This is a genomic window from Flavobacterium aquatile LMG 4008 = ATCC 11947 (genome assembly GCF_000757385.1).
GTDB classification, from domain to species: Bacteria; Bacteroidota; Bacteroidia; order Flavobacteriales; family Flavobacteriaceae; genus Flavobacterium; species Flavobacterium aquatile.
Genome location: NZ_JRHH01000004.1, coordinates 60,137 through 80,289, shown reverse-complemented (window position 1 = coordinate 80,289; position 20,153 = coordinate 60,137). Strand labels below are relative to the sequence as shown.

The following is a 20,153-nucleotide window of genomic DNA, read 5'->3' as shown; positions in this document are numbered from 1 at the left end:
ATCTAATTAAATGAAAATTTTAGGCTATTCAGAGCGTGGTATAATTAATTCATTGATCTTTAGTATTGGTGAGGATAAAGAGTTGATGAGTAAATTCATCAACAAAATAACAGTACACGAATCTTTTAAATTAGGAAACCCAAAAAGATATACAGTTTTGCTGGAACAATCCTTCTCGGATTTTGGTGACGCAGATATGGTAATCATTATTCATTATAAAGATAAGGAAGTCGAAAAAGCAGAAGATAAAATAGTATTATTTATTGAGGGAAAAGTAAATACATCTGGCAGTAATTGGATTATTAAGACGCAACATGACAAATATATCCAAAAGAAAGAATATAAAGGATATTCATCTAATTTATTCTATCAGCTTTATTTTAAAAAGCAACTAATAGATAATTGGCCCGATATAAAAAATGATCTAGAAAAAGATACAAAGGACCGAAAAGTTGCAATACAATCCTTTTTTAGAAAAAGAAAAATAGGAAATAACCCAATTGTTCATAAAGCATTTAATTTGATTGAGTGCAAAGAAGCTTATTACATTGGCATTGTTCCGACTAAGCAATCAGAAATTGATAACTTTGATGGCAAAATAGATTTTGATATGAGTTTTCTTTCTTGGGAAAAAGTTGAGGAATTTTGTGAAGAAAATAAAGAGCAACACGCTTGTCTAGAAAAAGTGTTAGATATATTTGATTATAATGATCAACAAATCTATAACCGAAAAACGCACTAGTATAGCTGTTATGCGTGTTTAATTTTAAATAAAAAAAAATAATGATTTCATATTTCCATAGAAGAAAAGGTAATCTTGGTACTTGTGAAGATAGCTTAACAGCGGTTGTTTTTGATACGTTGAAATACCTTCCTACAGAAATGTTTTGGTCTATTCTTAAACGTTCTTTGTATTACGACAAATTACCAGTAGCATCTGGTGATTTGTTATCTATTTCATTTTGGGATAAATGGAAAGCAAAAGATACGACCAATTCTAATTTTGTGGAACCCGATGTGTTTTTGCGCTTTAATGAATTTGATGTACTAATCGAAGCCAAAAGACATAATGAAAAGCAGCAAAGTGGCAATCAAATGAAAAATGAAATCCAAGCCTATTACAATGAATTTGCAGCTGATGATAAAGCTTTATATTTTATACAATTAGGAGGTCTGCATCACATCAACGATGAATTGGATTATTCTTTTAAGGATAAAAATGTGATCATTTGTAAAACAAACTGGACAAGATTATTAGATCAAATAGATACTGAGAATACTAAAATCAAAAATAGCGGATTAACTATTTTATCGTCGTATAATCGTATTCTTGAAGATGCAATCAATGGTTTTGGTCTTCATCAGTACTATAAAAAAAGATGGTTAAAAAATCTGAGTATCAAATCATCAATAGAACTTCAACCTTTAGAAAAACTATTTTCTTATGCAACAAAACATAAATAATACATTACAAGAAGTACGTAAAGCCTATCGTCTGTTATTTGACTATCAAACTAGGGTTTTAGACTTAATAGGGTTTATTGGAAGTTCTTTCAACTATGCGTATAATGGTGGTTATCCAAAATTCAGCAATGCTAGTCCCAATAATGGTAGAGGAAGATTAAACTCATGGGCTTGGGATTGGTTAAATATGTATTTTTATGAATTCAACTTTGTTACTAAAGATAAAATTGCCTTTGCGGTTTTTTTAGTTAATGATACTGGATATTTTCAAAAAAATAAAGAAACTAAAATTAGCAAAACGAAAGTAAGTGCCTATGATAGTGTTGAAAATTCTAAAACAAAATTGATTTTTGTGGTTGGCAAAAACACTTGGGATGGTTGGGGAGTAAATTGGGACCAAGAAAATTTTATATTAGAGAGCGAAGGTCAAAAGATTTCGGAAGATAAAGCAATGCTTTTCAAAAGTTATTTGTTAAATGACTTTTTTGATGAGGAAAGTGCCATTGAAAAATTAAAAGATTTCGAAAACTATTGCAAAAAATACGATGTGAATTTTAAATACAAAGAAAAGACTGTTTAATGGGACACCAATCAGAAGCACAATTAGAACGTAATTTAATCCAGCAATTGGTTGGATTGGGCTATGCATTGGTAACTATTGCTGATGGTTCGGCATTGGTGGCTAATTTGCAACAGCAATTGGAGGTTTTTAATGACACCACCTTTACAGCTAAAGAGTTTGATGCTATTTTGAATCATTTGGCTAAAGGGAATGTGTTTGAAAAAGCCAAAATGCTACGTGACCGTTTTCAATTAACCAAAGAAGATGGTACTTCGTTTTATGTGCGCTTTTTTAATACCGAAGATTGGAATCAAAACTTGTATCAAGTTACCAATCAAATCAGTCAAGAAGGTAGTTATAAAAACCGTTATGATGTTACGCTATTGGTGAATGGTTTGCCTTTGGTACAAATAGAATTAAAACGCTCGGGTATTGAAATTAAAGAAGCTTTTAACCAAATCAATCGCTATCAAAATCAATCGTTTTGGAGCAATCATGGATTGTTTCAATATGTGCAGTTGTTTGTGATTAGTAATGGTGTTAATACTAAATATTTAGCCAACAACAAATTGCAATCGGTAAAACAAACGTTCTTTTGGGCGGATTCAACCAATAAAATTACTACAGAATTACCAGAGTTTGCAGCATCCTTTTTAAATCCGAATCATTTGGGTAAAATGATAGCACATTATATTGTGATAAATGAAACCCATAAGGTGATGATGGTGTTGCGACCTTATCAATATTTTGCTACCGAAGCTATTATTCATCAGGTTAAAAACTCTAATGATAATGCTTATATCTGGCATACCACAGGTTCGGGGAAAACGCTTACTTCATTCAAAGCAAGTCAGATTGTAATGGATTTGCCTGAAGTTTACAAAGTGGTTTTTGTAGTAGACAGAAAAGATTTGGATTATCAAACCATGACCGAGTTCAATGCATTCAAGAAAGACAGTGTTGATGTTACGGATAATACCCAATCGTTAGTCAATCAATTGACCGATAATACCAAGTTGGTTTTAACGACAATACAGAAATTGAACAATGCAGTATCGGAACGCTTTGCAGGAAAAATAGAATCGTTGCGTCATAAAAAGATAGTCTTCATCTTTGATGAATGTCATCGTTCGCAGTTTGGAGAAACGCACGAACGCATTACCAAATTCTTTGATAAAAGCCAATTGATTGGTTTTACAGGCACACCGATATTTGCGGAGAATGCTTCTAAAAACGAATTGGGTAAACGTACTACCAAAGATTTGTTTGGTAATTGTTTGCATAAATATGTTATTACCGATGCCATTAGAGACCAAAACGTATTGCGTTTCGGGATTGAATACATTGGAAAATATAAAAACAAAAGCAACACTTTTATAGATATAGAAGTTGAAGATATTGACAAACAAGAAGTACTCAATTCGGCAAAACGAATTGAAAAAATTGTAGATTATATTATAGCTTACCACAAGCAAAAGACTTTTGAGAAAGAGTATTCAGCTTTGTTGGCTGTGAGTAGTATTGACAACGTGTTTCAATATTATGATTTCTTCCAACAAAAGAAAGAAGCTGGATTACACGATTTACGAATTGCTACTATTTTTACTTATGGCTCCAATGAAGATTCAGACGAAGCACAAGATTATTTGCCAGAAGATACTGATTTTTATATGGCTGCTGAACCAAGCAGCAAATATCAATCAAGTCATAGTCGTGATAAATTAGACAGCTATATAGTTGATTACAACAAAATGTATGGCACAAGTTTTTCGACCAAAGACAGTAAGCAATTTGAAAACTATTTCAAGAACATAAGCCAACGATTGAAAGATCGAGAAAAAGAAAGTTTCAACTACGAGAAAGACGGATTGGATTTGGTTATTGTCGTGAATATGATGCTTACGGGTTTTGATGCTAAGAAAGTGAACACTTTGTATGTGGATAAGAACTTAAAGCAACACGGATTGATTCAAGCCTATTCGAGAACAAACAGAATATTGGGAGAACAAAAATCGCAAGGTAATATTTTAGCGTTTAGAAATTTGAAAAAAGCTACTGATGATGCCATTACTTTGTTCTCAAATAAAGATGCAATCGAGGTAGCTACAATGCCCGATTATGAAAAAATAGCGGAGAAGTTTGAAGAAGCTTTAAAAGAGTTGCGAGACATCACTCCTACTTACCAAAGCGTAAACGATTTAGAAACCGAAGATGCCGAAGCGCTTTTTGTGCAAGCGTTTAGAAAATTGTTGCGAAATATGAATGTGTTGCAATCATACGCTGATTTTGATTGGGAGGATTTACAAATTGATGAGCAAGAGTTTGAAGACTACAAAAGCAAATACTTGGATTTGTACCAAAAAGTAAAACAAGACAATCAAAAACAAAAGACATCGATTCTAGACGACATAGATTTTGAATTGGAATTAATACACCGAGACCAAATCAATGTAGCGTATATCTTGAAATTGCTTTCACAACTAAAAGGTGCAAACACTTCAGATGCCAAAGCACAACGCAAAGCCATTATGGATTTGTTAGGTGGTGACATCCAATTGAGAAGTAAGCGAGAATTGATTCAGAAGTTTATTGACGAGAACTTACCAAATATAAAGGATGCCGATAGAGTTAACGATGAGTTTGAAAAATTCTGGCAAGAGCAAAAAGTACTAGCATTAGGCAAACTATGTGAAGACGAACATTTAGACAAAGCTCAATTCAAAGCCTTAATTGATGCTTATATCTACAGCGGTAGAGAACCGATAAAAGATGAAGTATTCCAATGTTTAGACAATAGACCAAGTATTCTGCAAGCAAGAGTAATTGGTGAACGAATTATTTCGAAGATGAAGGAGTTTGTAGAGGTTTTTGTAAAAGGGATGGTGGCTTAAAATTTAAAAAAAGTTTCTTGGACAAACTGTGTGGGATGGATTGTGGAATTGATTGTGTTAGTGACGAGTGAGATTCCTGCGGAATGACAAACTTTTTGGGATGTATTGTGGAATTGATTGATTGAGTGGCGAGTGAGATTCCTGCGGACTCGAGAGCTTTGCTCAAACTGGCGAAGCAATGACAAACTGATTCCTGCGGACTCGAGAGCTTTGCTCGAACTGGCGAAGCAATGACAAACTGTGTGGGATGGATTGTGGAATTGATTGTGTTTGTGACGAGTGAGATTCCTGCGGAATGACAAACTATGTGGGATAGATTTTGGAGTTGATTGTGTTAGTGACATGTGAGATTCCTACGGAATGACAAACTGTGTGGGATGGATTGTGGAGTTGATTGTGTGAGTGACGAGTGAGATTCCTGCGGAATGAAAAACTAGGTGTGAGTGACTGGTGTGATTCCTGCGGAATGACAAAATGGGTTGGAATGACATAATAAAAGTATAAGTTATAAAATATAAATTAAACGCCATGAACAATACTATGATTGAATATAACGAAGGATCTTACACCTTTTATGTTTATATAATTACTAATAAACATAGGTCGACTTACTACATTGGGATGACTAATAATTTGGGTGTAAGATTAAAACAGCATAAAGAAAATATTGAAAAAGGAATTAAGACTTTTGCTTCTAGATACAACCTTGAATTTCTGGTTTATTATGAAAAGTTTTCTTGGGTGCAACTTGCCATTGACAGGGAAAAGGAATTGAAAAGTTGGAATAGAGATAGAAAATTAGAACTTATTCGTTCTTTTAATGAGAATTTTGAGTTTTTAAATGATCGTTTTGTGAAGACTGAATAGTCTAGTTTTTGTCATTGCTTCGCCAGTTCGAGCAAAGCTCTCGAGTCCGCAGTAATCACACTAGCTAATCACGCCATCCAATCAAACCATCCATCCATTCCACTTTGCTATTGTTTAAACCTTAACATCATTTTAATGCTTGTTGGATTTATAAAACGATAAAGTATCGTAAATTAGCACTTCATTAAACCCTTAACTTTAGATAACATGGCTACACATACAAAAGCATTTGGTACCCAAGCTACCGATGCACCTTTACTGGAAATGACTATTGAGCGCAGAGCGATTGGCGCAAAAGATATTGAAATTGATATTTTGTATTGTGGTGTTTGCCACTCTGATTTGCATACTGCAAGAAACGATTGGGGATTTACCTCCTATCCTGCTGTTCCTGGACACGAAATTGTGGGACGAGTTACTAGCGTTGGTAGTGAGGTAACTAACTTTAAAGTTGGTGATTTGGCTGGTGTTGGTTGTATTGTAGATTCATGTCACACTTGTGATAGCTGTAAAAAAGATTTAGAGCAATATTGCTTAACTGGTTTTACCGGAACTTACAATTCGCCTGACAAACATCTTGGTGGTATGACTTATGGTGGTTATTCTGAAAAAGTGGTTGTGGAGGAGCATTTTGTTTTGAAAGTGCCAACCAATTTAGATTTGGCTGCCGTTGCACCCTTATTGTGTGCTGGAATTACTACTTGGTCGCCATTGCGACATTGGAAGGTTACTAAAGGAAGTAAAGTGGCTGTTGTTGGTCTTGGAGGATTAGGTCATATGGCTATTAAATTGGCTAAAGGACTTGGTGCTGAGGTTACTCTGTTTTCTAGAACTCCAGATAAAGAAAAAGATGCTCTAGATCTTGGTGCAGATGCTGTAATTATTTCTACAGACGATAATCAGATGAAGTCTGTTGCTGGGAAATTTGATGTAATTATTGATACTGTTCCTTATGTTCATGATATCAATCCGTATATTGCTACTTTGGGAATAAGCGGTACTTTGGTCTTGGTGGGTTATCTTGGTGCGTTGGAACCAATGTTGCAAACGGTTCCAATGATTTTAGGTCGAAAAGCAGTTGCTGGTTCGGTAATTGGCGGTATTGCAGAAACACAAGAAATGCTAGATTTTTGCGGTAAGCATAACATTGTATCTGAAATTGAAATTATTAAAATGCAAGACATCAATGAAGCCTATGAAAGAATGCTGAAAAGTGATGTTCGCTATAGATTTGTAATAGATATGGCTTCGTTGAAAGAATAATCCAAACAAATAACAATTCTAAAATTCTAGTAGATTCAGTTTATAGGTATTGAATTTGCTAGAATTTTTATTTGAAATAAAAAAAGGTTGCAAATAATCTTCAAATGAATTGAAAAATTATGAGCAACCTTAAAACGTTCAAAATCTAGAATATAATTACAATAAACCCCTTAGTCATAATTACATCTAACGTATTGAACGTATTCTAAATTTAACATTATACAAAAAATAAAAAAAACTCAAAATCATTATAATTGCTACTATACTATTTGTAAAGTAATCTATTGAAACCTGTGTGGGCTTAATTATACCAGCTACTAGTTTATTATCTAACCCATTTGTAACTAAGTAGAAATGCTTAAACACAATACCAAATGCTAGTACTATATATATTTTTTTAATAAAACTTGTTGTGATTTTTCTATTCATGATTAAGTATTCTAATTATAGAACCATTCTTAAAATCTAGACTAATGATAAACAAATAACACTATTTTTTGTTTAACTTCATATTCCTAAGTAACAAGTGGTTTTAACAGAGAACAACTGATTAAATAAGGATATTTTAAAATTTATGCTACTTAAACATTAAACAATTTATAATAAAAATGAATGGAATTAGTGTTGTTTTATTTTATCTAAAAAATCTTTTGTTATAGGTTTTACTTGAAATGAAATAATATTGACATCGGTACTCGCACGAATAATATCATAATCATCAATTGTAGATGATATTACATATACATGACAATAATTTTTAAGCTTTTCTGGAAGTGCATTATAGGACGTTAAAAATTCGAAACCAGACATGATAGGCATGTAAATATCAACAAAAATAATTTGAGGCAAAACCGCTTCATTATCTTGGTTGTCCTTTAAATAGTCTAACGCATCTTGTGCTTTGGAATAGGTCAAGACATTATTTCCAAAATTATTTTTTGTAATCATTCGTGAAGCAATGTACAAATCGATAACATTATCATCAATTATCATTACGTTTTCAAACTTGGCAATGGTTGGCTCATTCATGATTTTAAATTATTAATGATTATTGTGAAAATAGTACCTACTCCTTTTTGGGATTTCATCGTAATTGTACCTTGTATATTCTTAATGGAGTCTTTTACGATATATAATCCTATTCCGGTTCCATCAGTATCGCTAGATACACGGTAAAACATATCAAATATTTTATCGTGGTATTCTTCATCAATACCAACACCATTGTCTTCTATTGTAATGTGTAATTCATTGTCTAAAAAGAAGGTGCTTATTTTAATAAATCGATAAACTTCTTCTTTCATATGATGCTTAATTGCGTTAGAAATTAAATTTTCTAAAATGGTATTGATTCGCAATTGATCGGAGAAAAATGGTTGTGCATCTGCAAATTCGAAAATAAAATCTAGTTCTTGTGCTTCGTGGCTGTTTTTTAGAGCATTGACAATTGACAGAATGGTTTCCTTAATTGCAATCTGTTCTATGTTTAGATTGACACGGTTATTTCTAGAATAGCTTAAAATGTTTTTAATGAATTCATCCAATCTATTCACGCTGTTACGAATCATTTGAGCGTGTTGACGTGTGTCTTGCTCTTGGGTTTCTTCTTCAATAAATGAAATTAATCCGAGAACAGAAGTAAGAGGCGATCTTAAATCGTGTGAAACACTATATACAAATCGGTCAAGTTCTAGATGGGCTTTTATCAATTCGGCATTTTGGATTTCTAATTTTTCTTCGTTACTTTTTCGTTCGGTAATATCCATCACCATGGCCATCGCGCCAATATATTTATTATCTTCATCATACAATGGATTGGCCGATATTGTGGTCCAAACTACACTACCCGATTTAGAAATGAATTTGAATATAAAATGATTATAGTATTCTTCCTTATTAAGCTTCAAGAATTCTACTGCTTTCTTTTTAACTTTATCAGTCATAAAGTAAAAGATATCTTTACCAATCATTTCTTGCGGTGTATATTCTAATATTTCGGCCATTTTAGAATTTACAAACGTTGTTTTATTGTTTTCATCAATCATCCAGATTCCTTCTTGTGCCGTTTCAACTATTTGTCGGTATTTTTTTTCGCTTTCTTCTATTTGATTCCGTGACAAAACTTGCTCGGTTACATCAATTGCAAAAAATAATATTCCGTCTATTTCACCAGCACTATCGCGATGCGCTTGGTGAATATAATTTAGATATCTATCAACCAATTTACCGTCTCCATTGTAATCAAATCTCACTAGCATTTCTTTGGCCGAAAATGTAATTCCTGTATTGTAAACGTTGTCTAAAAGCTCAAATATACCTTGCGATTCTAGTTCGGGCAAAACCTCTCTGACTGACTTTCCAATAATATTGCTTCTTCCAATCAACTTTAGACAAAGTGGATTTGCCATTTCATATACATGATTTGGGCCTTTTAAAATTCCCATCACCGAAGGAGATTGCTCATATAAATCCATGAAACGCTGTCTTTCAACAAGAACAGCTTTTTCCAAATTCTTTTTATCGGTTTCATCTCTTCCAATGCAATAGACAGTCTTACTCTTTTTATCCCATTTGGCCGACCAAAATATATGCACTACCGACCCATTTTTATGGTGAAATCGATTTTCAAATAATATTACAGAAACACCGTTTTTAATACCTAAAAACGAAACTAAGGTTTTCTCTCTATCTTCATTTAATGTAAAGTCGAGAAAGTTCTTACCAACAAGCTCTTTAGGCTGATAACCTAAAGTTTTAAATGAAGATTCATTAATGTTAACAAACTTTCCTTTTTCATTAAAAGAACAAATAATATCTACCGAAGAATCGATCGTTTTATTATAGCTTGAAACCGTTTTAACTAAAGCATTTTCTGTTTTGTTTAGTTTCTTTTCAGCTTCTTTATGTTCGGTAATATCGTTATGTTCAATTAACACTAAACCCAGATTATTTTCAATTCGCTTTACGCGCATGTAAAAACTTCTTTTTTTAGTGGCAGAATTGCAAGGATACTCTAGATAAAACTCTTCTGCTTCTCTATTAATAACCTCTTTTATTCCAATTAAAGCTTGTAATGCAAAATCGTTATTACTGCAATCTTCAATTTTGCAAACGTCAAAATAATTAGCGCCTTCTTCTGTGGCAAAAATATTGGCTCCATTATTTCTACCAAAATCCTTCCACGCTTTATTGACTTTAATGATAAGACCATCACTATTTATTACAGCAATGTTAGAATTTAATGCATCCAGAGCAGAAAAATTATATAATTCCGACTGGTTAACATAATTTGAATGTTCTTGAACTTCGCTATTTTTAAAATTACTTATCATTTTTATTGTTTCCTTTCCAATTAATGCTAGCTATTAATTGACTGATAATTATAAAAAAAAGGCTACTCTTTTAGTTTTATAAATTTATTAAAATCGTCTTGTCTTCTTTTTGCAATTGGCAATGTAACTTTGTTTAATAGCTCACAGAAATAACCATCTTTCTTAGAGATTTTTGAAATATGTCTTAAATTAATTATGTAGGAGTGATGAATTCTAAAAAAATAATTAGCATCAAGAATGGTACTGTATTCGCCAAGATTTCTAGATGACATTATCTTTCTTCCATCGGTAAGATGAAAATTGGTGTATTTTCCATCGGCTTGACAAAAAATGATGTCTTTCATCTGAATTAATTCTATTTTGTCTAAGGATGAAATGGCAACATAATTAACATTTTGAGTACTTGAGTTAATAGAATTTATTGTATTAATTTTTTGTTCTTGATAAATTCGTTCCATCTCAATCAGTTTAATTGCCTTGTAAATACTGATAATAATGCTATTAAAATTTATTGGCTTACTTATAAAATCAACAGCGTTGTACTTAAATGCTATCAAAGCATTGGAAACATCCGATGAAATAAAAATTAATTTTGGGAGATTGAATTCTAATTTGCTTAACAATTCAAAAAAATAATTATCATCAGAAGGTATATCTAAAAAAACAACGTTTGGTCGTAGACTTTTTATCTGATCTACTCCACTTTCAATAGTTGAAGAACATCCCAATAATGAAATTATCATGGTATTTTCTTCTTCAAACTTTTTTATAGTCTGAATAGTATCAATTTCTTTTGAAATGACAATCGCGTTAATAGTAACTATGGACGGTAAGTAATTATTTAAATGTGTAATGAGAATATTTTTTTTTAGTAAAAAACCAAGTATTACAAAACTAAAACTATAGTTATAATTAAGTGATACAAGCCTTGATTTTTAATGAATGGAATTAATAAGTGTCGCAAATTGCGACATAACTGATAAACTACACTCCTACTAATTATTAAACAAATAAAATTTGGGAGTTTGATTTGTCTATAAATACACTTTTTTAGAAATGTTATCCAACATAAACCAGAAGAACTTTACTTAAAAAGTTAGATTATAAAATCAAACTCAAACTCAAACTTTCCAACCAAGTATTGTGCCATGTATCGATAAAGTGTAGAATTTAACGTTTATTAGGAAGATTTTACATTGTTTAGTAGTTTAAATACTACATAAAAAGATAAAAAGCCAAGATGACATTAAAAATATGACACGAAAAAGGGAAAATACTGCAATTCAAGGCATTTACTAATAATAAATCAATAATGACGTAAAATTCTTACTGTTTTTTATTAATAATGCATTTTAGAAATTAAACTTTATAGGTATTTCCCAAGTAAAAAAAAGTTAAACCAAAACTGATTTAACTTTTCTTTTGTAGAAAACATTCTACATTCAAAAAACCAAAAATAGTGTAATCTTCGTACTTTAAATAAAATAGTTATAATGGTAGCAATAGAAACAAAAAACGATATCGTTTATTTTGATAAAAAAATTGGATATATAACACACAATCAATTAATTATCACAAAAGGATCTAAAAAAAATAAGATTTACATAAACTCTATTAAAAGAGTAAATCTTTTTAAGAGCAGAGTTCTTTTAAGTAATTTAATTTGTTTTTTGACTAGCACATCGCTCCTATTGTATGTTTACTTGTATTTGAAATCTAATAAAAATATTACTTTTTATAGTTTAATTGTTACTGGAATTGTGTTGCTAGTTTATTCTTTTATTCACAAATTCTATATTTACAAATTAGTGATTAAAGAAAATAACGATGCAGTTGTAGAGATTAAAACAACACAAATCTATAGAGATCAAATAAAAGATTTTTACAAAACTATCTTAAACAAAATACCTAAAACATAAAAGTTCTAGGGTTGCGCTACTTTACCTTCCCAATTCATGAAACCACCTTCAAGGTTATAAGTATTTTCAAAACCCATTTGCTTCATTATGCTGCATGCTTGAGCGCTTCTTCCGCCGGCTTTGCAATAAACATAATAATTTTTAGATTTATCAAGTTCTTCAAGTTTGTAGATAAAACCTTGACCTTTGTAAATATCATTTAAAATTGCACCAGGTATAATTCCGTCATTCCATTCATCGTCTGTTCTTACGTCCAAAATTACTGCGTTGTTATCGGCTTCTAATTGTGATGCCCACTCTTGTTGTGATAGATTCATAGTATTTAATTTTTTTTTCCAAAAGTAGCAATTCATTTGAAACCCATTAAAATAAATTAACAAAAAAATAACAGTATAGTTGTATATACAAATAAAAAACTATTTACATTTGTACCTACAAATATGACAACTACGAATATGAGAATTGAAGAGATAATTAAATCTAACGTTACATTGAGTGATTCTAAAAAAATCATCCTTAATGTTATGTACACTCACAACGTAATTGGAGATAAATTTAGTGAAATTTTAAAACCGCACGATTTATCATCGGAACAATATAATGTATTGCGAATTTTACGAGGTCAAAAAGGTTTTCCTGCAAACATGTGTGTAATTCAAGAACGAATGATTGCAAAAAACAGCAACACTACCCGATTGATTGATAAATTACTTTTGAAAGATTTAGTTACAAGAGAAGTTTGTCCTGATAATAGGCGAAAAATTGAAGTACAAATAACTCAAAAAGGTTTAGACTTATTGAAATATTTAGATCCGATGGTTATTGAGCATGAAAATTATTTTTCTTCTAATTTAAATCCAGATGAAGTTGTATTGTTAAACGACTTATTAGAAAAATACCGACAACTTAAATAAAAAACAACTATGAGCAATTTTATACAAGACGCCAATTGGCGTTATGCAACCAAAAAATTTGATACTTCTAAGAAAGTATCAAATGAAGATTTAGCAACACTTAAAGAAGCTATTAGATTATCATCTTCATCATACGGATTACAACCTTACAAAGTGATTTTTGTAGAAAATCCAGAATTAAGAGCAAAATTACAGCCAGTTTCTTGGGGACAAACACAAATTGTCGATGCGTCGCACTTAATTGTTTTTGCCAATGTAACAAATATTGGTGAAACTGAAATTGATGCTTATTTCAAAAATTTAACTGAAACTAGAGGTGTTTCAATGGAAGGTCTTCAAGGTTATTCCGATTTTATGAAATCTAAAATTACAACTTTACCAGAAGAAGCGCGAAACACTTGGACTTCAAAACAAACGTATTTAGCTCTTGGAAATCTTTTAAATGCTGCAGCAGAATTAAAAATTGATGTGACGCCTATGGAAGGTTTTGAGCCAGAACAATATGATGAAATATTAGGATTAAAAAAACTAGGATTACACGCGTCTTTAGTGGCAACTATTGGTTACCGTCATGAAGAAGATGCAACCCAACATTACGTTAAAGTACGTAAATCAAACGAAGAATTATTTCTAAATCTATAATAATTAAATAAACTAAATTAAAAACAATGAAAAATTTAAAAACAATTGCAATTGCAGCATTAGTAGTATTAAGCACAACATTAACTACAGCACAAAACAAAAAAATCGATGTGAAGAAAAGTAGCATTGCATGGGTTGGAAAAAAAGTTACAGGACAACATAATGGTGTTGTAAACTTTTCAAGTGGTACTTTAGTATTTAAAGGAAAAGTATTAAAAGGTGGTGAATTTGTAGTTGACATGAACTCAATTAACACTACAGATTTACAAGCTGGTAAAGGAAAAGAAAAATTAGACGGTCACTTGAAAGCTGATGATTTCTTTGGTGTTGAAAAATACCCAACTGCTAAATTAAAAATAACTAATTTATCTGGAAAAGGAAATGGTTTATACAAAGTAACTGCTGATTTAACAATTAAAGAAGTAACTGCTCCAGTAACATTTGATTTAACTGTAAAAGGCAATGCAGCAACTGCCGCTTTTAACGTTGATAGAACTAAATATGATATCAAATACAAGTCTAAAAACTTCTTCGAAAACTTAGGAGATAATGTAATTTCAGATGAATTTGAATTATCTGTAAACTTAGTGTTCTAATAAAAAATAAAATTGCTTTGAACAAAGAAACCTTAGAGAGAAATCTTTAAGGTTTTTTTTTGTTATTTTGCCTAATGAAAAACTTGGTTCTTATTGATAATTACGACAGCTTTACTTTTAATTTAGTACATTATTTTGAAGATTTAAATTGTACCGTCACCGTATTAAGAAACGACGAATTTGAGATTACTGAACTAGAAAAATACGATGCAATTATTCTTTCTCCTGGACCAGGAATTCCCTCAGAAGCAGCACTTTTAACCGAGGTTATTAAAACTTATACTTCTAGCAAAAAAATACTCGGAATTTGCCTTGGTCAGCAAGCCATTGGAGAGGTGTTTGGTGGCTCGCTTATCAATTTAGAAAAAGTACATCATGGAGTTTCGTCGAGTATTAGTGTTACCATTCAAGATGAACTTCTTTTTAAAAATCTACCACAACAAATAGAAGTTGGACGCTACCATTCTTGGGCAATAAATCCGATTGATCTTCCTGATTGTCTAGAAATCACATCTTTATCCGAAGACGGTGAGATCATGTCTATTAGACACAAAACTTATGATACAAGAGGTGTTCAATTTCATCCAGAAAGCATTTTAACTCCAACTGGAAAAACGATTTTATCTAATTGGTTGAATGAATAAATTTTCTCAATATTGATTTTGAAGCATAAAACCAACTTTTAATTGGTAATTTATTTTAACGAAATTATACTTTATGTAATATAGTTTAAAATATTGAAAATAAATATGTTAACTTACTACTATAGATAAACTCTATTGTCTTTTTTTAGTAAAGTTTTGACTATAATTATATAAATATAAGTGCTCGGCAAGTAGTGAGTTTGTCTTTTTTTAGTATCATTTTGATTTCAAAAAAAACCATAAAGAGCTTCATCATTTTAAACGATTTAGTCGGAGAAATTGCGCAAGTCTATCTTTGCTTTTAAAAAATCAAGTGATCTGTTTTAAAAACGGTGCATATCACAAGAGTTTAAATAGATTTTAAAACAAAATAAAAACTTATCAACAACTTTGTTAAATTTCAAAAATAATAATTATATTTGACTGATTACGAACAGTTTATTAACCGTAAATTAACATATCATGGGACTTTTTGGCAATAATGAGAAAAAGATTATCCAAGAACTTTGTAAGAAAAGTGAAGATATTGGAAAAGACATTTCTAATGAAATTGATGAGTTATTAGACGAATTATCATCAGAATACGATGAAAACCGCAAAGTTGTAAGCGAATTCTCTGAATTTGTTGATGAGTTAAAATTAAAATTAAGCCCAGACGACGCTTCCAAACTTCTAGAATTCTCAACTAGGTTAACTAAAGTTAAACGTTGTGCTAAGAAAGGTGTAGAAGCCATGCGCGAATTGGCACGTGATCAACGCAAGGCAACACGCGAAACCATTAGAGAATATCAAGAATATTTGTACGTGTAGTTTATCTAGTGAAAACCAATTTATTTCCTTTACTTAGGTTGCTATCAAAGGCATATCCTTCGTAGTTAAATCCTTTTAAATCATCAATAGTTTCGGCATTGGTGTCAATAATGTAACGCACCATCATGCCTCTCGCCTTTTTAGCAAAGAAACTAATCATCTTTAATTTTCCGTCTTTATAATCTTTAAATTCTGGAGTGATTACTGGAACTTTGAGTTTCTTTACATCAACTGCATCAAAATATTCATTACTTGCCAAATTCACAAACAATTCGTCTTTAGACAATTCTGAGTTTAATTCTTTGACAATAATGGGTTTCCAAAACTCATACAAGTTTTTGTTTTTACCGATTGGTATTTTAGTTCCCATTTCTAATCGGTACGGCTGAATTAAATCCAACGGTTTCAATAGACCATACAATCCCGATAGAATTCGGAGTTTTTCTTGCAATTTATTGATTTGCTCTTGCGATAAGGAGTAAGCATCCAAACCAAGATAGACATCGCCATTGAAAGCATAAATGGCTTGACGACCATTTTCAGCCGTTATTTCGGATACATTTCTCGTTTGATTTCTATTCCAATTTAAATCGGCCAATTTATCTGAAATCGACATTAAGTCCATTAACTCCTTTGGCTTTTTCTTTTTAAGGACTTTATCAATAGCTAGTGATTGTTTTTGAAAACCATATTCCGTGTAGGAAGTTATAGGTACTTGAGTTTCAAAATCTAATGACTTGGCTGGAGAAATAACAATTTTCATTTATATAATTTTAATGTTCAAAATTACAAATTAGTTTATATAATGTAATAAAAACTATATCTTAAAATCTATCTTGCGATAGAATTCATTGATTCTATATACTAAAATTACCGTTTTTTAGTTTTCTAATTTTAAACTTTTACTATGAAAAAATACATTGTTCTACTCTTAATTGTGATGGCATCTTGCAAAAGCAAAAGCCCAAATTCTGGTTCAGATACCAAAGAAGCCTATTCTCGTTATGTAAAAATGGATTTCAAGGAAGTAAATTCAGCAAAGAAAAATAGAGCGTACGATTTAGGAAAACGACTTTTAGAAACGTGCAACACATCCAAATTCAAATCTTTTTCAAAAGACGAAGCTACAGAAAGTGTAATTAAAAATGCAACTGTAGAAAAAATCTCAAAAACTTGTCAGAAGATTATCATGCGAAACGGAAAGTTCATCGACTTGCAATTATCCGAAGTGATTCATGATGTAGAAACCGATGATTATTTGTTCAAATACAAAATTCAATATGAGAAAAAATACTTTGAACGCGAACTAAATGTCACCATAAATAAAGACGGAAAAGTAGCTGCTATGAACACGAAAGAATTGGCTAAAAAACCGATGTAATTTAAAAAGAAAAACCTCCAAAATATCAAAATTTTGGAGGTTTTTTATTTGAATCTGTATCTAATTAGAAAACAAACATAGCTCTTTCGCTCATCATTTCGTTTACTTCATCGGCAACTTGTTCAATAACCGATTCGTCTGTATGATTCATTAAAACTCTGTCGATGAATTCTACAATCGTTTCCATATCTTCTTCTATCAAACCACGAGTTGTAATGGCTGGTGTTCCAACACGAATTCCAGAAGTTACAAAAGGTGATTTATCATCAAATGGAACCATATTTTTGTTAACTGTAATTTCGGCTTTAACTAATGCGTTTTCTGCTTCTTTACCTGTAATATTTTTGTTACGTAAGTCAATCAACATCATGTGATTGTCTGTTCCACCAGAAATTAAATTGTAACCTCTTTTATTGAATGCTTCTGCCATTGCTTTAGCATTTTTTTGCACTTGCATTGCATATCTAAAGAATTCATCTGTTAGACATTCACCAAAGGCAACTGCTTTTGCAGCGATAATGTGCATTAATGGCCCGCCTTGATTTCCTGGGAAAACCGCTAAATCTAATAAAGAAGACATCATTCTGATTTCACCTTTTGGAGTAGTTAACCCAAACGGATTTTCAAAATCTTTACCCATCATAATCATTCCGCCTCTTGGTCCGCGTAATGTTTTGTGAGTTGTTGTTGTAACGATATGACAATGCGGCATTGGATCGTTCATTAATCCTTTGGCAATTAATCCAGCAGGATGCGAAATATCGGCTAAAAGTAAAGCTCCAACAGAATCAGCAATTTCTCTAAAACGAGCAAAATCCATATCACGACAGTATGCAGAGGCACCAGCGATAATTAATTTTGGTTGTTCTTTAGTAGCAATTGCTTGGATTTTATCGTAATCAAACTGACCTGTTTCTGGTTCAACACCATAAAAACTTGGAGAATATAATTTTCCAGAAAAATTTACTGGAGAACCGTGAGTTAAATGTCCGCCATGCGATAAATCGAAACCTAAAATCTTATCACCAGGTTTTAAAACTGCCGAAAAAACTGCGGTATTTGCTTGAGAACCAGAGTGTGGTTGCACGTTAACATATTCGGCTCCAAATAATTGTTTGGCTCTATCAATTGCAATTTGTTCTACAATATCTACCACTTCACATCCGCCATAATAACGTTTACCTGGATAACCTTCGGCATATTTATTGGTTAAACATGATCCTGCCGCTTCCATTACTTGGTCGCTAACAAAATTTTCAGAGGCAATTAGCTCTATTCCATGTATTTGTCTATCTTGTTCGTCAAGAATCAAGTCAAAAATTTGTTCGTCGCGTTGCATTTTTTTCGATTTTAGTTTAAAACTGTTCAAAATTACGAAATATGTTTGTCAAATAAATTCTAAATGATATATTTGATTACAAATTTTTCAACAACAAATCAACATACCTCATCATGCCAAATATAGCAAATGATCCTACTAGAAAATCATGGATAAACGTTCCCGAGAATAGTGATTTTCCTATACAAAATATTCCTTTTGGAGTGTTTTTAACCAAAGAAGATGTGATTACAATTGGTACCCGAATTGGTGATTCTGCCATTGATATGGGTGCTTTACAACAATTGGGTTACTTTGAAGGAATAGATTTAACCGACGATATGTTCATGCAAGACACTCTAAACGATTTTATATCGGATGGAAAGAAAACATGGCGTTTAGTTAGAAACCGATTGGCCGAATTATTCGACATAAACAACCCAAAACTTAGAGATAATAAAGACCATTGTGAAGTAGTTATCTTCGATTTGGCCGATATTGAGATGCTTTTGCCAGTTCAAATTGGTGATTACACAGATTTTTATTCTAGTAAAGAGCACGCAACCAATGTTGGAAAAATGTTTCGTGATCCAGAAAATGCTTTGTTACCTAACTGGCTTCACATTCCTGTAGGCTATCACGGAAGAAGTTCCACGATAGTTCCATCTGGAATTCCGGTTCACAGACCAATGGGACAAACGTTGCCAAATGGCGAAAATAGTCCGGTTTTTGGTCCTTCTAGATTGGTAGATTTCGAATTGGAAACTGCTTTTATCACAACAGATGCCAATGTTATGGGAGAAAATATTCCGGTGAATGAAGCCGAAGATTATATTTTTGGTATGGTTTTACTGAACGATTGGAGTGCGCGAGATATGCAAAAATGGGAATATGTACCACTTGGACCATTCTTGGCTAAGAATTTTGCATCTTCTATTTCGCCTTGGATTGTTACTATGGATGCACTTGAACCTTTTAGAGTTAAAGGACCGAAACAAGAACCAACGCCACTTCCCTATTTACAACAAAAAGGAAAGCACGCTTACGACATCAATTTAGAGGTTTATATCGAACCAGAAAATGCTGAAGCTACTTTGGTTTCGAAATCTAATTTCAAACATATGTATTGGTCTATGAGTCAGCAATTGACGCATCATACTTCTAATGGTTGTCGTGTGAATTCTGGTGACATGATGGGTTCTGGAACTATTTCTGGACCTACCGAGGACAGTTATGGATCTATGCTTGAATTAACTTGGGGCGGAAAAAACCCAATTAAAATGAATGACGGAAGCGAACGTAAATTTATTAATGATAACGATACTGTTATTATGAAAGGCTTTTGCCAGAATAGTTCTTTAAGAATTGGTTTTGGTGAAGTTTCTAGCAAGTTGTTACCGACGTTTGTTAGAAAATAAATTCGTTTAAATTTAAAAATAATCTTTACTGATGGGTTTAGCCCAGATAGAAGTGGAAAGCTCCCGATTTTTCATCGGGACTTGCAACGAATAGCTGGATTAGCTTCAAATAATAACAAGAGGATGAGATTG

19 protein-coding genes are annotated in these 20,153 nt (G+C 31.9%); 13 read left to right on the top strand and 6 right to left on the bottom strand.

Features of this window, described 5'->3' with window-relative positions:
- Positions 1-10: 10 nt before the first annotated feature.
- From LG45_RS10250 to LG45_RS10225, 6 genes are all read left to right on the top strand, one after another.
- Positions 11-742 carry a hypothetical protein gene (locus LG45_RS10250; RefSeq protein ID WP_035126890.1) on the top strand — a complete coding sequence of 244 codons (732 nt, stop codon included), beginning with the start codon at positions 11-13 and terminating at the stop codon, positions 740-742.
- 41 nt (positions 743-783) lie between these two features.
- Positions 784-1,464 (top strand): hypothetical protein, encoded by a 681-nt coding sequence (locus LG45_RS10245; RefSeq protein WP_035126888.1) that lies wholly within the window; start codon positions 784-786, stop codon positions 1,462-1,464.
- A complete protein-coding gene (locus LG45_RS10240) occupies positions 1,445-2,044 on the top strand; it encodes a hypothetical protein (protein WP_035126886.1) in 600 nt (199 codons plus the stop codon). The genes LG45_RS10245 and LG45_RS10240 overlap by 20 nt, the downstream gene beginning before the upstream one ends.
- Entirely contained in the window at positions 2,044-4,917 is a 2,874-nt protein-coding gene (locus LG45_RS10235; RefSeq protein WP_035126884.1) for a type I restriction endonuclease subunit R, read from the top strand. Before LG45_RS10240 ends, LG45_RS10235 begins: the two co-directional genes overlap by 1 nt.
- 528 nt (positions 4,918-5,445) lie before the next feature.
- Positions 5,446-5,784 carry a GIY-YIG nuclease family protein gene (locus LG45_RS10230; protein ID WP_081932068.1) on the top strand — a complete coding sequence of 113 codons (339 nt, stop codon included), beginning with the start codon at positions 5,446-5,448 and terminating at the stop codon, positions 5,782-5,784.
- A 207-nt stretch (positions 5,785-5,991) separates the two neighbouring features.
- On the top strand, positions 5,992-7,047 hold the full coding sequence (locus tag LG45_RS10225) for an NAD(P)-dependent alcohol dehydrogenase (RefSeq protein WP_035126882.1): 1,056 nt from the start codon (positions 5,992-5,994) through the stop codon (positions 7,045-7,047).
- 618 nt (positions 7,048-7,665) lie between these two features.
- Here the strand turns inward: LG45_RS10225 and LG45_RS10215 are convergent.
- The 4 genes from LG45_RS10215 to LG45_RS10195 form a co-directional block, all read right to left on the bottom strand.
- Complete coding sequence (locus tag LG45_RS10215; protein ID WP_035126878.1) at positions 7,666-8,076, bottom strand: response regulator; 411 nt, start codon at positions 8,074-8,076, stop codon at positions 7,666-7,668.
- Complete coding sequence (locus LG45_RS16115; RefSeq protein ID WP_052087554.1) at positions 8,073-10,379, bottom strand: PAS domain S-box protein; 2,307 nt, start codon at positions 10,377-10,379, stop codon at positions 8,073-8,075. The genes LG45_RS10215 and LG45_RS16115 overlap by 4 nt, the downstream gene beginning before the upstream one ends.
- A 62-nt stretch (positions 10,380-10,441) precedes the next feature.
- Positions 10,442-11,122 (bottom strand): LytR/AlgR family response regulator transcription factor, encoded by a 681-nt coding sequence (locus tag LG45_RS10205; RefSeq protein WP_081932067.1) that lies wholly within the window; start codon positions 11,120-11,122, stop codon positions 10,442-10,444.
- A gap of 1,181 nt (positions 11,123-12,303) precedes the next feature.
- Positions 12,304-12,615: a rhodanese-like domain-containing protein gene (locus LG45_RS10195; RefSeq protein ID WP_035127471.1), complete on the bottom strand. Its 312-nt coding sequence runs from the start codon at positions 12,613-12,615 to the stop codon at positions 12,304-12,306.
- A gap of 138 nt (positions 12,616-12,753) precedes the next feature.
- On the opposite strand from LG45_RS10195, the gene LG45_RS10190 reads away from it, so the two are divergent.
- From LG45_RS10190 to LG45_RS10170, 5 genes are all read left to right on the top strand, one after another.
- Positions 12,754-13,212 (top strand): MarR family winged helix-turn-helix transcriptional regulator, encoded by a 459-nt coding sequence (locus tag LG45_RS10190; protein WP_035126872.1) that lies wholly within the window; start codon positions 12,754-12,756, stop codon positions 13,210-13,212.
- Between the two features lie 9 nt (positions 13,213-13,221).
- On the top strand, positions 13,222-13,854 hold the full coding sequence (locus tag LG45_RS10185) for an NAD(P)H-dependent oxidoreductase (protein ID WP_035126870.1): 633 nt from the start codon (positions 13,222-13,224) through the stop codon (positions 13,852-13,854).
- Between the two features lie 26 nt (positions 13,855-13,880).
- A complete protein-coding gene (locus tag LG45_RS10180; protein WP_035126868.1) occupies positions 13,881-14,450 on the top strand; it encodes a YceI family protein in 570 nt (189 codons plus the stop codon).
- 74 nt (positions 14,451-14,524) lie between these two features.
- Positions 14,525-15,094 carry an anthranilate synthase component II gene (locus LG45_RS10175; RefSeq protein ID WP_035126867.1) on the top strand — a complete coding sequence of 190 codons (570 nt, stop codon included), beginning with the start codon at positions 14,525-14,527 and terminating at the stop codon, positions 15,092-15,094.
- Between the two features lie 462 nt (positions 15,095-15,556).
- Positions 15,557-15,904 carry a hypothetical protein gene (locus LG45_RS10170; RefSeq protein ID WP_035126865.1) on the top strand — a complete coding sequence of 116 codons (348 nt, stop codon included), beginning with the start codon at positions 15,557-15,559 and terminating at the stop codon, positions 15,902-15,904.
- A 1-nt stretch (position 15,905) separates the two neighbouring features.
- Here LG45_RS10170 and yaaA read toward each other — a convergent pair whose 3' ends face one another.
- The gene (gene yaaA, locus LG45_RS10165) at positions 15,906-16,667 is read right to left on the bottom strand and encodes a peroxide stress protein YaaA (protein WP_035126863.1); all 762 of its coding nucleotides are present in this window, start codon (positions 16,665-16,667) and stop codon (positions 15,906-15,908) included.
- A gap of 144 nt (positions 16,668-16,811) precedes the next feature.
- Between yaaA and LG45_RS10160 the strand changes: the two genes are divergently transcribed.
- A complete protein-coding gene (locus tag LG45_RS10160; RefSeq protein ID WP_035126861.1) occupies positions 16,812-17,285 on the top strand; it encodes a hypothetical protein in 474 nt (157 codons plus the stop codon).
- 64 nt (positions 17,286-17,349) lie between these two features.
- Here the strand turns inward: LG45_RS10160 and glyA are convergent, their stop codons facing one another.
- Positions 17,350-18,624, bottom strand: a complete 1,275-nt coding sequence (glyA, locus tag LG45_RS10155) for a serine hydroxymethyltransferase (protein WP_035126859.1) — start codon at positions 18,622-18,624, stop codon at positions 17,350-17,352.
- A 113-nt stretch (positions 18,625-18,737) separates the two neighbouring features.
- Between glyA and fahA the strand changes: the two genes are divergently transcribed.
- Positions 18,738-20,021 (top strand): fumarylacetoacetase, encoded by a 1,284-nt coding sequence (fahA, locus tag LG45_RS10150; protein WP_035126857.1) that lies wholly within the window; start codon positions 18,738-18,740, stop codon positions 20,019-20,021.
- The last annotated feature ends 132 nt before the right edge of the window (positions 20,022-20,153 follow it).

What these genes read in the sequence shown, in the direction of transcription:
- LG45_RS10250 (WP_035126890.1), top strand. Translation starts at nt 11, where the DNA reads ATGAAAATTTTAGGCTATTCAGAGCGTGGTATAATTAATTCATTGATC.
- LG45_RS10245 (WP_035126888.1), top strand. Translation starts at nt 784, where the DNA reads ATGATTTCATATTTCCATAGAAGAAAAGGTAATCTTGGTACTTGTGAA.
- LG45_RS10240 (WP_035126886.1), top strand. Translation starts at nt 1,445, where the DNA reads ATGCAACAAAACATAAATAATACATTACAAGAAGTACGTAAAGCCTAT.
- LG45_RS10235 (WP_035126884.1), top strand. Translation starts at nt 2,044, where the DNA reads ATGGGACACCAATCAGAAGCACAATTAGAACGTAATTTAATCCAGCAA.
- LG45_RS10230 (WP_081932068.1), top strand. Translation starts at nt 5,446, where the DNA reads ATGAACAATACTATGATTGAATATAACGAAGGATCTTACACCTTTTAT.
- LG45_RS10225 (WP_035126882.1), top strand. Translation starts at nt 5,992, where the DNA reads ATGGCTACACATACAAAAGCATTTGGTACCCAAGCTACCGATGCACCT.
- LG45_RS10215 (WP_035126878.1), bottom strand. Translation starts at nt 8,076, where the DNA reads ATGAATGAGCCAACCATTGCCAAGTTTGAAAACGTAATGATAATTGAT.
- LG45_RS16115 (WP_052087554.1), bottom strand. Translation starts at nt 10,379, where the DNA reads ATGATAAGTAATTTTAAAAATAGCGAAGTTCAAGAACATTCAAATTAT.
- LG45_RS10205 (WP_081932067.1), bottom strand. Translation starts at nt 11,122, where the DNA reads ATGATAATTTCATTATTGGGATGTTCTTCAACTATTGAAAGTGGAGTA.
- LG45_RS10195 (WP_035127471.1), bottom strand. Translation starts at nt 12,615, where the DNA reads ATGAATCTATCACAACAAGAGTGGGCATCACAATTAGAAGCCGATAAC.
- LG45_RS10190 (WP_035126872.1), top strand. Translation starts at nt 12,754, where the DNA reads ATGAGAATTGAAGAGATAATTAAATCTAACGTTACATTGAGTGATTCT.
- LG45_RS10185 (WP_035126870.1), top strand. Translation starts at nt 13,222, where the DNA reads ATGAGCAATTTTATACAAGACGCCAATTGGCGTTATGCAACCAAAAAA.
- LG45_RS10180 (WP_035126868.1), top strand. Translation starts at nt 13,881, where the DNA reads ATGAAAAATTTAAAAACAATTGCAATTGCAGCATTAGTAGTATTAAGC.
- LG45_RS10175 (WP_035126867.1), top strand. Translation starts at nt 14,525, where the DNA reads ATGAAAAACTTGGTTCTTATTGATAATTACGACAGCTTTACTTTTAAT.
- LG45_RS10170 (WP_035126865.1), top strand. Translation starts at nt 15,557, where the DNA reads ATGGGACTTTTTGGCAATAATGAGAAAAAGATTATCCAAGAACTTTGT.
- yaaA (WP_035126863.1), bottom strand. Translation starts at nt 16,667, where the DNA reads ATGAAAATTGTTATTTCTCCAGCCAAGTCATTAGATTTTGAAACTCAA.
- LG45_RS10160 (WP_035126861.1), top strand. Translation starts at nt 16,812, where the DNA reads ATGAAAAAATACATTGTTCTACTCTTAATTGTGATGGCATCTTGCAAA.
- glyA (WP_035126859.1), bottom strand. Translation starts at nt 18,624, where the DNA reads ATGCAACGCGACGAACAAATTTTTGACTTGATTCTTGACGAACAAGAT.
- fahA (WP_035126857.1), top strand. Translation starts at nt 18,738, where the DNA reads ATGCCAAATATAGCAAATGATCCTACTAGAAAATCATGGATAAACGTT.